The organism is Ferrimonas sediminicola, from assembly GCF_005116715.1.
Taxonomy (GTDB): Bacteria; Pseudomonadota; Gammaproteobacteria; order Enterobacterales; family Shewanellaceae; genus Ferrimonas; species Ferrimonas sediminicola.
On the sequence record NZ_SWCI01000002.1, the window covers coordinates 386,998 to 399,407 of the forward strand.

The following is a 12,410-nucleotide window of genomic DNA, read 5'->3' on the forward strand; positions in this document are numbered from 1 at the left end:
CTACTCCGGTTTCAGGCGGGTGATCTGGTTATCGTCGAACTGGTGCTTGAGCACATCCTTGGAGAGATGGTTGATCTCGCCATCGCGACCAACGGTCAGGTGCTGGTTGTCGGTGTTGTGGTTTGACTGCCACAGGATCAGCGCCTGCATGGCGGCCTCGCGCTGTTCCTCCGTCACCCTGGTGCCATCGGGCCACTTGCCAATCTCCACCGCCGTCTGCAGTTTATGCGCCAGTTCCGGATCCATGCTGGCCGCCAGTTGTTGCCACTCCATTGTTATCCCCTCTTGTTCAACGCAATTCTTACCCGGGTCACCAGATAACCCACGAAACCCACGGCCATCAGGCCGATGCCGGCGGGCTTACGCCAGTTCTCTGCCTGTTCGCCGCCCCAGAACCACAGGGCAAAGCCGCCGACAAAGGCCAGCAGGGCCAGGAAGCTGTGATTCATCAGCTGGGTTTTCCTGTTGATGGAGGCGATGCGCTGGGCCGATTCAATCTGTTCGCTGTTACCATCGAGCACCACTTTGCAGTGGCTGCAACTTTTTGCCTTGTCCGAGATGCGTTTGCCACAGGCGGGGCAATCAATTAACGCCATGTCCACTCCTTGTCATCTGGGCTCCGACCGGCGCAGGTCGGGGCTGTCATGCGCCGCCCACTATTACAGAGGCGATTGCCAAGGTAAAGGGTTTCGTCGCCCGCGCCCTGCCGGTGCCGGGCCGCAAACAAAAACGCCGCCCTCAGGAGCGGCGTTTTACCAGGGTTTGGCACTACTCGGCCGGTGTCTGGCCCTTGCTCCCCTCGTGCTCCACGTCCGGCGAGGTGGACCAGTAGCCGGCCACGGTGTCCTTCATCTCCTTGGACAGCAGCAGGATGCCGAACAGGTTCGGCAGGGTCATCAGTACGATGGACACCGCCGCCAGGTTCCAGACGATGGTGGTGTCCGCCACCGCGGCGATCATGAAGCCCGCCACGTAGAACACCCGGTAGGTGAGGATCCAACGGCTGCCGAACAGATAGGTCACCGCGCGGTCACCGTAGTAGGACCAGGCAATGGCCGTCGAGAATGCGAACAGCAGCAGGCCGATGGAGACCACGTACTGGCCATACTCCCCGAAGTAGCCCCGGGTGAAGGCCTTGGTGGTCAGCTCCGCCGAGTGCAGCAGCGAGCGTCCCTCGATGGTCACATCCAGATCCAGGGGTTTGCCCTGAGCGATCTCCAGGTTGCCGGTAAACGGGAACCCCTTGACGGTGTAGCGAACCTCTTCGGCCACGGAGCGCGCCGCAATGAGGGTGAAGTCCTGGTTGACCGCCTCGCCGTCACGAATGACGATGACGCCGTTGTAGGCCTGCACCCTGGATTCCTGGCCGGTCAGGTAGTGGAACAGCTCGCTCTTGTCGACGTCGATGGCATCGCTGTAGTGTCCCTGGACATACTCCACATCCGCAGTCTGGAAGGTGTTGTGGTGCTTTTCCGTCCACACTCCGGAGGAGAGGATCACCATGCCGGTGAGGGTACAGACGATGATGGTGTCGATAAAGGGCTCGAGGATGGACACCATCCCCTCGGACACCGGCTCATCGGCCCTGGCGGCGGCGTGGGCAATGGGCGCGCTGCCCTGACCCGCTTCGTTGGAAAACAGGCCACGGTTGACGCCGCGGTTAAAGGCGTAGGCGAAGGTCGCCCCCAGGAAGCCGCCGGTGGCGGCGGAGCCGGTAAAGGCATCGGCGAAGACCGACACGAAGGAGGAAGCCAGGTTGTCGAGGTTGTAGATGATCACCGCCAGGGCACCGATGACGTAGAGCACCGACATGAAGGGCACCAGGGTGGCGGTCACCTTGGCGATGCGGCTGATCCCCCCGAGGATCACCAGTGCCAGCAGGATGGAAAGCACGGCGCCGGTCACCACCGGGGCGATGCCGAAGGTCGCCTCCATGGAGACGGCGATGTTGTTCACCTGCGGCATGTTGCCGGTACCGAAGGAGCTGACAATGGTGGCCAGGGCGAAGATCACCGCCAGCCACTTCATGTTCAGCGCCTTGTCCATAAAGTACATCGGGCCGCCGGCCATGGTGCCGTCATCGGTCTTCTCCCGGTACTTGTGGGACAGGGTAACCTCGACGAACTTGGTGGTCATCCCCAGAAAGGCGGTCATCCACATCCAGAACAGCGCCGCCGGGCCACCGAGAAAGATCGCCAGGCCGACGCCCCCGATGTTGCCGGTGCCGACGGTACCGGAGAGTGCGGTGGACAAGGCCTGGAAGTGACTGGTGTCGCCCGCCATTTTGGAGTGGTCATGTTTGCCCCGTACGATGCTCCAGGCGCGGCCGAAATAGCGGATCTGCGGGAAGCCCAGGTAGAGGGTGAAGAACAGACCCACCCCCAGCAGCACCCAGGGGAACCAGGCTGCGGAGCCAAGAAACCCATCAAGGGTCAGGAGGTAGTGGTTAATTGCCTGCAAAACGATTTCCTTATTATTGTTCGGGGCCGTTTCCCGGGCCCGGTATGTTTTGTCCTCCCTACCCTATCAACAAGCCTCCTTCGGGCTCAAGATCGTCCACCGGGGCCAGCAACAGCGGGATTACCCGTCGCAGCGGCCCCACCCTAGCAGAGTGTCCTGACAGGATGGCGGCAAGGCCAAATAGTGCGTTGTGGTACGGGCGTACACCGCCGGATCGTCCGTGGCGATTTGTAAAGAAAAAGTGGCGTCTTAGCCCGTCCCGGGCCGAACCCTGGCAAAGAGATAACCGATGGCCGATCGGCGGCGTCGTTCAGAAACCCGCAGGGTTGGGCGGTTTATGCTGGAGCCAGACCCAAGTTCGTCACCAAGCCAAGGAGTAAATATGAGCAAGCTCAGATATCTGCCCCGCCCCATCCCCTGGGCGGTAGTGCTGTCGCTGCCCCTGATGCTGGCAGCGTTGATCTTGGTACCACCGGCGTTGGCCGATGAGGCCGATTGCCACAGCTGCCACGGCACCGAGGCGATGGCCGAATCCGGCCATTTGGACGCCCAAGGGATGAGCTGCCTGAGCTGTCACCAGGGCCACGACTAGAGGTTGTCGGCGGCGGCTTGCAGGGTGTAGCCCCCGGCGGGCGAGGTCGCAGACAGCCTGGCTTCCACCCGAAGGATGCCGTCCAGCAACGGAGAGTCCTTGCGATAGGCCAGGTAGACCTCCCGCCCCAACAGGCTGGATTCACACAGCCTGTGCAGCTGGCCACTCTCCAGGAACGGCTCCACCATGGAGAGCGGCAGATAGGCGGCGCCGCCCCTTTTCAACAAAATGTCCAGCGCGATGCGGGCGCTGCTGGTGCGCATCGCCGGAGGCGGCGCGTCGGCATGCAGCGCCGCATGCTCCTGGGCAAACTGCACCCCCCAATCCACATAGATGTACTCACCCGCCAGGGCTTGCTCCATCGACTCACTGCGGGTGCTGACCAGCACCAGCTCCAGCCTGGCGACCTCGCTGCATTGCAGCAACTCCGATTTCACCGGTTCAAACAGGATCCCCATATCCAGGGTCCGCTGCAGCAGGGCGCGGTTGACCTGCTCCTGGCTCAGGGTGTCGGCGCTGAAAGCGTAGCCGCTCATCGACTCGGTGATCACCCCCAGACAGTGCTGCAGGTAGGCATCCCAGATATTGGGGGTACCCGCCAGGGTCAGCTGGGCCTGGTCCCCCTTGGCCAGCTTCAGATCGTCCTTGGCCTGCTGCAGGGTGGTGACCATCACCTCGGCGTAGCGCACCAGCCGCTCCCCGGTGGAGGTCAGACGAATGTTGTTGCGCTGGCGCACAAACAGGGTGGCGTCGAAATACTCCTCCAGTTGTTTGATGCGAGCACTGACCGCCGCCTGGGTGATGTTCAGGCTCTCGGCAGCCCGACCAAAGTGACGCTCCTTGGCCACTTCCAGAAAGGTTTTAAAGACTTTGACGTCCATGGTGACTCCAACGGTTTTCTGGGCCGATGTTAACAATGAATTTTTATCGAGACGATAGAAATTTATCGTTTTTCTTTGGGGAGTTTCAGATCTATCTTTCGCGCGATCTCATGCCTTGAGAAATTGTTCTCAAAATATTGAATTGTTTAATTTTAATTGGGGTTTGCCATGTCTGACGTCGATTTTCGTTTCGGTAGCAGAATCTTTGTGGACAACAAAAGGTACGCCAGGGGGTTCAATCGCTCCGGCGACTTCACCATAGGCGAGAGCAACCTGCTCACCAACTTTGGCGACACCATGCTGAAACTGGCCACGGGACAGATTGATCCCCTGTCGGACACCGAGCGCCGTTTCCAGGAGGTGTGTCAGGCCAGGGCGGACGCCGAAACCCCGCTGGAGCGGGTCTGGCTCAAATACCAGAAGTTGGCCCACGGCAAACCCCGTTTTTACACACTGCACGACGCATCAAGCGTCAGCTTTGATCTGGATACCCCCATTGATGATGATTAATTTTGGGCAGGCTCGATGAACATCTGTTTTCTCATGTACCCCTGGCAGCGTATCGACCCTGCCTTTGACTCCACTCTGCGCCTGATCCATGAGTGCGCCCTGCGGGGGCATACCGTCGCGATCACGACCCCCAACAGCCTGACCATGCGCGATTCCACCGTGTATGGCTTTTGCGACGTCATCATCAAAAACCGCGCAGTCTCTGATAAGGCGGAGCGTTTCTACGCCACCGCAGAGATGCGCCGGGTCAAGCTGCCGATGGCCGGGTTTGACTGCATCTTTATGCGGGCCAACCCGCCGCTGGACACCCTGGCGCTCAACTTCCTGGACTCCATCAAGCAGGACACTCTGATCATCAATGATCTGGAGGGGCTGCGTATTGCCAACAATAAGCTGTACACCGCCGGCTGGTCCGGACCCGCCGGCCGGTTCATTCCCAACACCCACGTCTCCAAGAACAAGGAGTACCTGATGCAGGTGTTGGAGGAGAATGACGCAGGCAAGATGATCCTCAAGCCCCTTAACGGTTACGGTGGCCATGGCGTCATCGTCATAGAGAAGAGTGCCCAGCAGAGCGTCAGCTCCCTGCTGGACTTCTACATCGGCTCCGGCGACAAGACCAACTACGTCATTCTCCAGGACTACATCGAGGGCGCCGAGGAGGGCGACAAGCGGATCCTGATGCTCAACGGCGAGCCGATCGGCGCCATGCGCCGGGTCCCGGCCAAGGGGGACGTCCGCTCCAACATCCATGCCGGCGGCAAGGAGGTCAAACACACCCTGACTCGTCAGGAGAAGCAGCTGTGTGCCACCGTGGGCCCCAAACTGGTGCGCGACGGCCTCTACTTTGTTGGCCTGGATGTGATCGGCGACAAGCTGCTGGAGGTCAATGTCCTCAGCCCCGGCGGCATCACCCGCATCAACAAGCTCAATCGCACTCGGCTGCAGCGCCAGGTCATTGACTGGGTCGAGAACATCATCAACAGCCGCGAACTGCTGCTGCAGCGCAAGTCCGACTACCGTCAGGCGATTCTTGATGCAAACATTATCCCTGACTGAATCGATCGCGCGGATCGAGGCCGCCATCCCCTTCACCGCCGTGGTGGAGGGAAGCCTGGAGATCAAGGTTGACGCCTACCTGCCGGTGGTGGCGACCGCCATCCATGCCGGCGGTCGGCTCAGGCGGGAACTGGCGGACAACTGCCTGCTGAGCGACCAGGAGCGCTACTTCGAGGAGGATCCGGCCACCGACCAGTTTATCTCGTCACAGCCGATCACCCTGGTCGGCCGGGACTCCAGGTTCGAGTATGACCTCAACCGCCCCCGGGCGCTAAGCACCTACTACAAGTCGGCCTGGAGCAAGCAGGTATGGCGCCGTGCCCTGAGCGACAAGCAGCGTGCGGCCAGCCAGAACAAGCACCTGACCTTCTATCGGCTGTACGATGCGCTGATTCAGAAACTGGAGAGCCTGCACCGCAACGTGCTGGTGTACGACATCCACAGCTACAACTACCGGCGCATCGACCGGCCAACCCCGGTGTTCAATGTGGGCACCGCCCAGATCGATATGGAGCGCTGGGGCTCGGTGGTGCAGCGATTCTGCCGGGAGCTGGGCAGAATCCAGTTGCCCGACGTCGAGGTCAACGCCAGCCTGGATGAAGTGTTCCAGGGCCGGGGCTACCTGATCGCCCACACCAACGCCCGGTTTGACCGCACCCTGGTGCTGCCTACCGAGGTGAAGAAGGTGTACATGGACGAGGAGCAGGGTTCCCTGTTCCCCCTGGTGGTTCAGTCCCTGAGCATGGGGATGAAGGAGGCGTTTACCCAGACCGCGGCCTACTTTGACCAGCGCCACAACAAGAGGGTCAAGGCCAACAAACACCAGATGCTGAGTCAGGTGATCGATCCGGACGTGCTTGAACTGGACCGGCAGTTGGCCGCCATCGGCAAGGGATTGGAAACCCTGCCCTACCTGAACCCGCTCAACACCGAGCAGGAGCGACGCCGCTACCGCAGTGGCTGCGCCCGCTACAGCCCGAGGTTCCGGTACAAGCCGCTGACGATGGATCCCTTCCTGTTCAAGGAGAAGCTCTACCAGCTTCCCTTCGAACGGATCTCCGATCCCGCCATCCGCGACCTCTATCAGGGCATCGCCGACAACCTCTCCCGTAGGGTGGATATGCTGACCTCGGTGGGCAGTGAGGAGTTTCGCTACGCCAGCCTGCGCTACTACGGCCGGCCGGATCTGGAGGCGGTGCAGAAGGCGCGCTTCCTGCTGCAGGCGGCCCCGCTGCCCACCGATGAGCAGAACAAGCCGGCGGTCAGCGCCGAGCAGGCGGTACACCGCCTGCAGCTGTGCGCCGACGGCTGGGGACTCAGTTGCCGGGTACAGCTGAGCAGCCGCCTGGCGGCGAAGGCGATGGTGGTCTCCGGCAAGGGGAAACCCTCGCTGCTGATCAACAAGAACCGCAGCTACACCGACAGGGAGCTGTCGGCGCTGGAACTGCACGAGTTGGGTATCCACGTGGCGACCACCCTCAATGGACGGCGCCAGCCTCTGCAGGTGCTGAACCTGGGCCTTCCCGGCGCTAACCAGACCCAGGAGGGGCTGGCGATCATGGCCGAGTACTGCGGTGGCACCCTGACCCTGGAGCGCCTGAAGACCCTGGCAAGCCGGGTGCTGGCGGTGGACTCGATGCTGGTGGACAACAACTTCGAGATGACCATGCAGATGCTGGTTGACGAGGCCAGGTTGAACCAGGACAGCGCCTTCGACGTGGCCGTCAGGGTGTACCGGGCCGGCGGACTGACCAAGGACTACCAGTACCTGACCGGCTTCTTGAAGATCCTCGAGTTGGCGGACAACCGCTCGCTGGCGCCACTGCTGGCCGGCAAGGCCTCTCTGGAGAATCTGGACCTGCTGGAGGAGCTGTGCCAACGCTGCTGGCTTACCGCCCCCGCGTCGCTGGTGGCGCTGAAAGCGGAAAAAGGGGCGGATCCCATCATTCAGTACCTGGTCAGGAGCCTGCGCCACTGAGCCGACAACAGCAAAGGGTCACCGGGTGGTGACCCTTTTTCTGTGCGCCGGGGGACGCTATGCAGTATGCTGGTGATCTGATCCTCACGGGAGCCCGATGTGCATATTGAAAACAACCGCGTCGTATCCATCGCCTACACCCTTCGCCTGGTCACCGGCGAGAAGGTGGACGTGGTGTCACGCACCGATCCCTTGGAGTATGTCCACGGCCAGGGGCAACTGGCGGATGGCTTGGAGGAGGTGCTGCTGGGGCACAAGGCCGGCGATCACCTGACCGTGACCCTGACGCCGGAACTGGCCTTCGGCGACCATGACCCGGCGCTGGTGAAACAGGTTCCCGCCGCCATCATCAAGGGGACGGACCAGCTCAAGGTGGGGATGCAGATCCAGGCGGACACCGATCAGGGCCCGATGGAACTGACCCTCACCGCCATCGACGGCGACACCCTGACGCTGGATGCCAATCACCCCCTGGCGGGCAAGACCGTCATCTTTGACGTCTATGTGTGCAAGGTCGCCGCGCCGCAGGGCGAAACGGCCAATCCGCTGAACTGACTCCGGGCGCCGAAATCCGTTCAGCCAGAGGACGCACACCCTTGGCTGCCGATCCACAGCCGCTGGTATACACTTTAAGGGAGACCCAATACCAAGGAGGTTCCTATGGGCGCCGCCATTAAAGTTATCGACTATCTCGATTCCCTTGGGGTTCAATATCAGTTGGTTCCCCATGCCCACAGCCAGTCGTCCATTCAATCCGCCACCAATGCCGGTGTTCCGGCCCGCCAGACCGCCAAGTCGGTGGTGCTGGAGGACAACGAAGGCCGCCGCATCCTGGCGGTGGTACCCGCCGCCAGCCGGGTGGTAATCCAGAAGCTGAGCGATCAGCTCAAACGGGAGCTGCATCTGATCCCTGAGTCCAAACTCAAGGGCCAGTTCAACGATTGCGAACTGGGGGCCGTCCCCCCTGTCGGCAAACCCTATGATCTGATGGCCGTCTACGAAGATGACCTGTGCAACGAGGAGCACATCTACCTGGAAGCCGGCGATCACGAGCACCTGATCCGCATCAGCCGCAAGGGGATGCAGGCGCTGATGGCCAACCAGGCCCACGGTCACTTCAGTGCCACCACGGTGGCCAACGAGAAGCCCAGGCGCGCCTGGGATTGGCAATAGACCGACAAGGGCGCCCGCGGGCGCCCTTTCTATTGGCCGTCGCTGCGGATGGAGGCCAGCCGCGACAGGAAGAACCCGGCCCCGCGCTTGCGGGCGAAACGGATGTTTCTCTCGGGGATCCCCTCGGGGTCGTCATGCTGCGCCAGCGCCCGGGCCATGCTCTCCTCCCGGATCAGGTGCAGGGTCGGCCAGGGAGAGCGGTTGGTGAAGTTGGCCGGGTCCTCCTCGGGTTCACCGTCGAAGCAGTAGTCGGGGTGGAAGCTGGCCAGTTGATACACCCCCTGGTAGCCCTGCAGCGCCAGCAGGCCATTGGCCAGCTCGGCCAGCTCCAGGTAGTGGTCGAAGGAAGCAAAGCCCCGGGTGAACACGCACAGGGTGGTCTCCACTTCCGGGTGGCCATCCAGGTAGTGGCATTCGGCGATCACCGCCTCCAGCGCTTCGGGCAATGCCGTCGCGTCGATCTCGGCGTAACGGATGCTGTCCCGCTCCACCTCGGCGCGGGCAAAGGGGCAGATATTGTATTTCATGATGACCCGCTCGACCCACTCCCGGGTCTGGCTCAGGGCCTGATGATCGGTCACGCGAATTCTCCTTTCTCGGGCCAGGGCGGCCCGAACGGCGGGAAGAATAGCACAGCATCGGACTGTGCCCCAGGGTGGTCAGGACAACCCGCGCCTGGGACGAAAGGGCGATGGAGCGGCAACGACCAGAGCAACAATGGGGAGCGACCGGCATCAAGAAAGATGGAGCCTGCTACGGCGGCCGGGTTTTGACGGCAACGTCCAGGCCCCACAGCAGACGCTAGCGGGTCACCATCTTAGCGATCGCCTCGGCGCGCTCCTCATCGGTCATCTCGGCGGGCGGGGGTATCATGATCCCCCTCTGGCAGGCCGGTCTTTGCGCCAGCTCCTCCAGCCAGCGCTGCAAGTTGGGCAACCCGGCGATGGAGACCCCACTCCACTCGTGAGTGCGCACCCACGGCCAGGTAGCCATATCGGCGATGGAGTACTCCCTGGTGAGATAGCGGGTCTTGGCCAGCTGCGCCTCCATCACCTCGAACAGACGCCGTCCCTCCTTCTGGTAGCGTTCAATGGCGGCGGGGATCTTCTCCGGGAAGTAGCGATAGAACACATTGGCCTGCCCCATCATCGGCCCAACGCCCCCCATCTGAAACATCAGCCACTGGATCACCCGGGAGCGCTCCTTGGGATCGTCGGGAAGGAAGCGTCCGGTTTTTTCCGCCAGGTAGAGCAGGATGGCGCCGGACTCGAACACGGCAAAATCATCGTTGTCCCGGTCGACGATGGCCGGGATGCGGCCGTTGGGGTTGATGGCGAGGAACTCGGGATTCTTCTGCTCCAGGGCCATCAGGTCCAGATGGTGCACCCGGTAGGCCAGCCCCATCTCCTCCAGGGCGATGGAGACCTTGTAACCATTGGGCGTTGCCGCGGTATAGAGATCGATCATGACAGCTCCTTGTTACTGGAAGGCGGGACGGGAGGCCACCCGGGCGCGCCAGCGCGCGATGTTGGGGTAGTCCTGATCGAGGTCAAAACCGGCCCGAGCCATGAAAGCCAGCAGGGTCCAGGCGGTGATGTCGGCCACGCTGAACCGATCTCCGGCCAGGTAGGTTGCCTGCGCCAGCCGGCTCTCCAGCTTGGGCAGGAAGGCGTACAGCCGACTCTTTGACTCCTGGCCCCAGGCTTCCACGCAGGTTTCCCGATCGGCGTAGACCCCGGTCAGGTTGCGAAACGCCTGGAACGCCGGGATCAGCCCCTGGTGTTCCACCAGGCGAGTCCACATCTCCACCAGCCCCTGCTCCAAGGGGGTGTGGCCAAACAGCCCGGTGGGGCCGATGGCATCAAAGTAGCGGCAGATGGCCAGGCTTTCACATAGGGTGGTGCCATCGTCCAGTTCCAACACCGGCACCAGGCCGTTGGCACTGAGCCGCCGAAACTCGGGGCTGAGATTCTCCCCCTCGCGAATATTGACCTCCTGGCGCGGGACCTCCAGGCCAGCCTCGGCGAGAAACAGGCTGACTCGCAAACAGTTTGGAGTGGGTGCCATCTGGTGGATCTTCATTGAGACTCCTTTTTCAGAACGATCGTTTAGAATAGAATCTAGCGATATCTAAACGAACGGTCAAGAAATTCTGGAGGAACCATGGCCAGGCAATGCAGCTTCGATCGGGAGGAGGTACTGGAACGGGCGATGGAGCTGTTCTGGACAAGGGGGTACGAGGCGACCTCGGTGGCCAACCTGGTGGAACACCTGGGGATCAACCGTTTCAGCCTCTACAACAGCTTTGGCGACAAGAAGCGGCTCTACCACCTGTGCCTGCGCCACTACCTCGCCAGCCACTCCAGACCCAAACTGCTGCCCCTGCTTGGCGAGGGGGCGGGGCTGAAGGAGATCGAGGCGTTCCTGCATCAGATGGCGCAGGACGCCAGGCCGGGGCTGGGCTGCTTCGTCCAGAGCGCCCTGCTGGAACGGCGTCAACTGGATGAGCAGGTGGCCAAACTCTCCGACGAGGTGTTCGATGGACTGCACCAGGCCCTGAAGCAGGCACTCGAGCGGGCCCGCAGCCGAGGCGAGCTGAGACAGACGGCGGATCCAGACACCCTGGCTCACTGGCTGGTGCTGCAGATTCAGGGGATTCGGGTGTTGCTCAGAGCCGGCCAGGCGGAGCGGGTCATCCCGGCGCTGACGCAAATTGTTACCCTGCTGCACCAGCAGTAGCGCAACCCGTACAGCCTCGGTTAAGCCTGTTGCAGGCTATCATTGTCCTCTCCACCAATTGACGGGACCGATCCCCATGAAATCACTCTGCCTGGCGCTGACTGCAACCGCCTTGCTGCTCTCCGGCTGCGCCACCACCACCGAAGTCGACACCGTTCAGGGCAGCGTCAGCTACCGTGAACGGATCGCCCTGCCCCCCGGCGCCGTGGTCACCGTCGCCCTGCAGGACACCTCCAAGCAGGATGTGGCGGCCGATACCCTCACCCAGGCGAGCTATGCCATCGAGGGAGCGCCTCCCTACCCCTTCACACTCAGCTACGACGCCGACGCGCTCATACCCGGGCACAGCTATACCCTGAGCGCCCGAATCGAAGATGCCCAGGGCCGGCTGTTGTTCATCAACACCTCCGTCGAGAACGCCTTCGATGGCGATGGCAACAACCTGGTGCTGCAGCGGGTCTCCGCCGCCCAGCAGGCCAATCCGCCCCTGCGGGACACCCTGTGGCAATTGACACACATCAATGGCGACACCGCCCCCCTGGGCATGCAGGAAAGGGCCGCAGACCTGGTCATCGGCCAGGATGGCGTGGCGGCGGGCTTTGCCGGCTGCAACCGCTATCACGGCGCCTTGGTGGGTGCCGACGACACGCTGGCGCCCGGCCCGATGGCCGCCACCATGATGGCCTGTCCCAGCGGCATGGATCTGGAAAGGGAGTACCTGTCCCGGCTGTCGCGGGCCAACCGCTTTGAAATCACCGGCGCCACCCTTCGTCTCGAGGACCAACAGGGGCAGGAACTGCTTCGATTCATCGCCCGCTAGAATTTTCATCGCCGCCGCCGTTTCCACTGCCTGGCGGCGGCGATGCTTTTCCCTGTGTGACCCAATTCTCTTTTTTAATAATCTCTTTTGGTTGTTCTACCGTTGGCAACCCGAACTCTCATCACTCGAAAAGAGTAATTCCCTCGGCCGATTTCTTACCCCTCTTTTCCCGGGCAACCAAGAACGACATTTATTTGA

Annotated in this window: 15 protein-coding genes; 8 read left to right on the forward strand and 7 right to left on the reverse strand. The window is 61.9% G+C overall.

What is annotated here, in order from left to right; genetic code table 11:
• The 3 genes from FCL40_RS05195 to FCL40_RS05205 form a co-directional block, all read right to left on the reverse strand.
• The gene (locus tag FCL40_RS05195) at positions 1-273 is read right to left on the reverse strand and encodes a YeaC family protein (RefSeq protein WP_136852020.1); all 273 of its coding nucleotides are present in this window, start codon (positions 271-273) and stop codon (positions 1-3) included.
• Positions 274-275: 2 nt separating this feature from the next.
• Complete coding sequence (locus FCL40_RS05200; protein WP_136852022.1) at positions 276-596, reverse strand: zinc ribbon domain-containing protein; 321 nt, start codon at positions 594-596, stop codon at positions 276-278.
• 172 nt (positions 597-768) lie between these two features.
• Positions 769-2,460: an alanine/glycine:cation symporter family protein gene (locus tag FCL40_RS05205; protein WP_136852024.1), complete on the reverse strand. Its 1,692-nt coding sequence runs from the start codon at positions 2,458-2,460 to the stop codon at positions 769-771.
• 382 nt (positions 2,461-2,842) lie between these two features.
• Here FCL40_RS05205 and FCL40_RS05210 point away from each other — a divergent pair, with 382 nt between their 5' ends.
• The gene (locus tag FCL40_RS05210) at positions 2,843-3,052 is read left to right on the forward strand and encodes a hypothetical protein (protein WP_136852026.1); all 210 of its coding nucleotides are present in this window, start codon (positions 2,843-2,845) and stop codon (positions 3,050-3,052) included.
• Here the strand turns inward: FCL40_RS05210 and FCL40_RS05215 are convergent.
• Complete coding sequence (locus FCL40_RS05215; protein ID WP_136852028.1) at positions 3,049-3,933, reverse strand: LysR family transcriptional regulator; 885 nt, start codon at positions 3,931-3,933, stop codon at positions 3,049-3,051. The genes FCL40_RS05210 and FCL40_RS05215 overlap by 4 nt on opposite strands.
• Positions 3,934-4,140: 207 nt before the next feature.
• Between FCL40_RS05215 and maoP the strand changes: the two genes are divergently transcribed.
• From maoP to FCL40_RS05240, 5 genes are all read left to right on the forward strand, one after another.
• Entirely contained in the window at positions 4,141-4,443 is a 303-nt protein-coding gene (gene maoP / locus FCL40_RS05220; RefSeq protein WP_205729090.1) for a DUF413 domain-containing protein, read from the forward strand.
• Between the two features lie 15 nt (positions 4,444-4,458).
• Entirely contained in the window at positions 4,459-5,502 is a 1,044-nt protein-coding gene (gene gshB, locus FCL40_RS05225; RefSeq protein WP_136852032.1) for a glutathione synthase, read from the forward strand.
• Positions 5,480-7,480: a flavohemoglobin expression-modulating QEGLA motif protein gene (locus FCL40_RS05230; protein ID WP_136852034.1), complete on the forward strand. Its 2,001-nt coding sequence runs from the start codon at positions 5,480-5,482 to the stop codon at positions 7,478-7,480. Before gshB ends, FCL40_RS05230 begins: the two co-directional genes overlap by 23 nt.
• Positions 7,481-7,579: 99 nt before the next feature.
• Complete coding sequence (locus FCL40_RS05235; RefSeq protein WP_136852036.1) at positions 7,580-8,035, forward strand: FKBP-type peptidyl-prolyl cis-trans isomerase; 456 nt, start codon at positions 7,580-7,582, stop codon at positions 8,033-8,035.
• A gap of 105 nt (positions 8,036-8,140) precedes the next feature.
• Positions 8,141-8,653, forward strand: a complete 513-nt coding sequence (locus FCL40_RS05240; RefSeq protein ID WP_136852038.1) for an aminoacyl-tRNA deacylase — start codon at positions 8,141-8,143, stop codon at positions 8,651-8,653.
• 29 nt (positions 8,654-8,682) lie between these two features.
• Here the strand turns inward: FCL40_RS05240 and FCL40_RS05245 are convergent, their stop codons facing one another.
• The 3 genes from FCL40_RS05245 to FCL40_RS05255 all read right to left on the reverse strand — a co-directional run bounded on the left by FCL40_RS05245 (position 8,683) and on the right by FCL40_RS05255 (position 10,735).
• Positions 8,683-9,234 (reverse strand): DUF1415 domain-containing protein, encoded by a 552-nt coding sequence (locus FCL40_RS05245; RefSeq protein WP_267873501.1) that lies wholly within the window; start codon positions 9,232-9,234, stop codon positions 8,683-8,685.
• Between the two features lie 220 nt (positions 9,235-9,454).
• The gene (locus FCL40_RS05250; protein WP_136852042.1) at positions 9,455-10,120 is read right to left on the reverse strand and encodes a glutathione S-transferase family protein; all 666 of its coding nucleotides are present in this window, start codon (positions 10,118-10,120) and stop codon (positions 9,455-9,457) included.
• A gap of 12 nt (positions 10,121-10,132) precedes the next feature.
• On the reverse strand, positions 10,133-10,735 hold the full coding sequence (locus FCL40_RS05255) for a glutathione S-transferase family protein (protein WP_136852044.1): 603 nt from the start codon (positions 10,733-10,735) through the stop codon (positions 10,133-10,135).
• 81 nt (positions 10,736-10,816) lie between these two features.
• On the opposite strand from FCL40_RS05255, the gene FCL40_RS05260 reads away from it, so the two are divergent.
• Complete coding sequence (locus FCL40_RS05260; RefSeq protein ID WP_136852046.1) at positions 10,817-11,392, forward strand: TetR/AcrR family transcriptional regulator; 576 nt, start codon at positions 10,817-10,819, stop codon at positions 11,390-11,392.
• Positions 11,393-11,468: 76 nt separating this feature from the next.
• The gene (locus FCL40_RS05265) at positions 11,469-12,212 is read left to right on the forward strand and encodes a YbaY family lipoprotein (protein WP_136852048.1); all 744 of its coding nucleotides are present in this window, start codon (positions 11,469-11,471) and stop codon (positions 12,210-12,212) included.
• Positions 12,213-12,410: the final 198 nt, after the last annotated feature.

Coding starts and splice junctions, on each gene's coding strand:
- FCL40_RS05200 (WP_136852022.1), bottom strand. CDS start 596: ATGGCGTTAATTGATTGCCCCGCCTGTGGCAAACGCATCTCGGACAAG.
- FCL40_RS05265 (WP_136852048.1), top strand. CDS start 11,469: ATGAAATCACTCTGCCTGGCGCTGACTGCAACCGCCTTGCTGCTCTCC.
- FCL40_RS05210 (WP_136852026.1), top strand. CDS start 2,843: ATGAGCAAGCTCAGATATCTGCCCCGCCCCATCCCCTGGGCGGTAGTG.
- FCL40_RS05215 (WP_136852028.1), bottom strand. CDS start 3,933: ATGGACGTCAAAGTCTTTAAAACCTTTCTGGAAGTGGCCAAGGAGCGT.
- FCL40_RS05230 (WP_136852034.1), top strand. CDS start 5,480: ATGCAAACATTATCCCTGACTGAATCGATCGCGCGGATCGAGGCCGCC.
- gshB (WP_136852032.1), top strand. CDS start 4,459: ATGAACATCTGTTTTCTCATGTACCCCTGGCAGCGTATCGACCCTGCC.
- FCL40_RS05260 (WP_136852046.1), top strand. CDS start 10,817: ATGGCCAGGCAATGCAGCTTCGATCGGGAGGAGGTACTGGAACGGGCG.
- FCL40_RS05250 (WP_136852042.1), bottom strand. CDS start 10,120: ATGATCGATCTCTATACCGCGGCAACGCCCAATGGTTACAAGGTCTCC.
- FCL40_RS05255 (WP_136852044.1), bottom strand. CDS start 10,735: ATGAAGATCCACCAGATGGCACCCACTCCAAACTGTTTGCGAGTCAGC.
- FCL40_RS05195 (WP_136852020.1), bottom strand. CDS start 273: ATGGAGTGGCAACAACTGGCGGCCAGCATGGATCCGGAACTGGCGCAT.
- FCL40_RS05240 (WP_136852038.1), top strand. CDS start 8,141: ATGGGCGCCGCCATTAAAGTTATCGACTATCTCGATTCCCTTGGGGTT.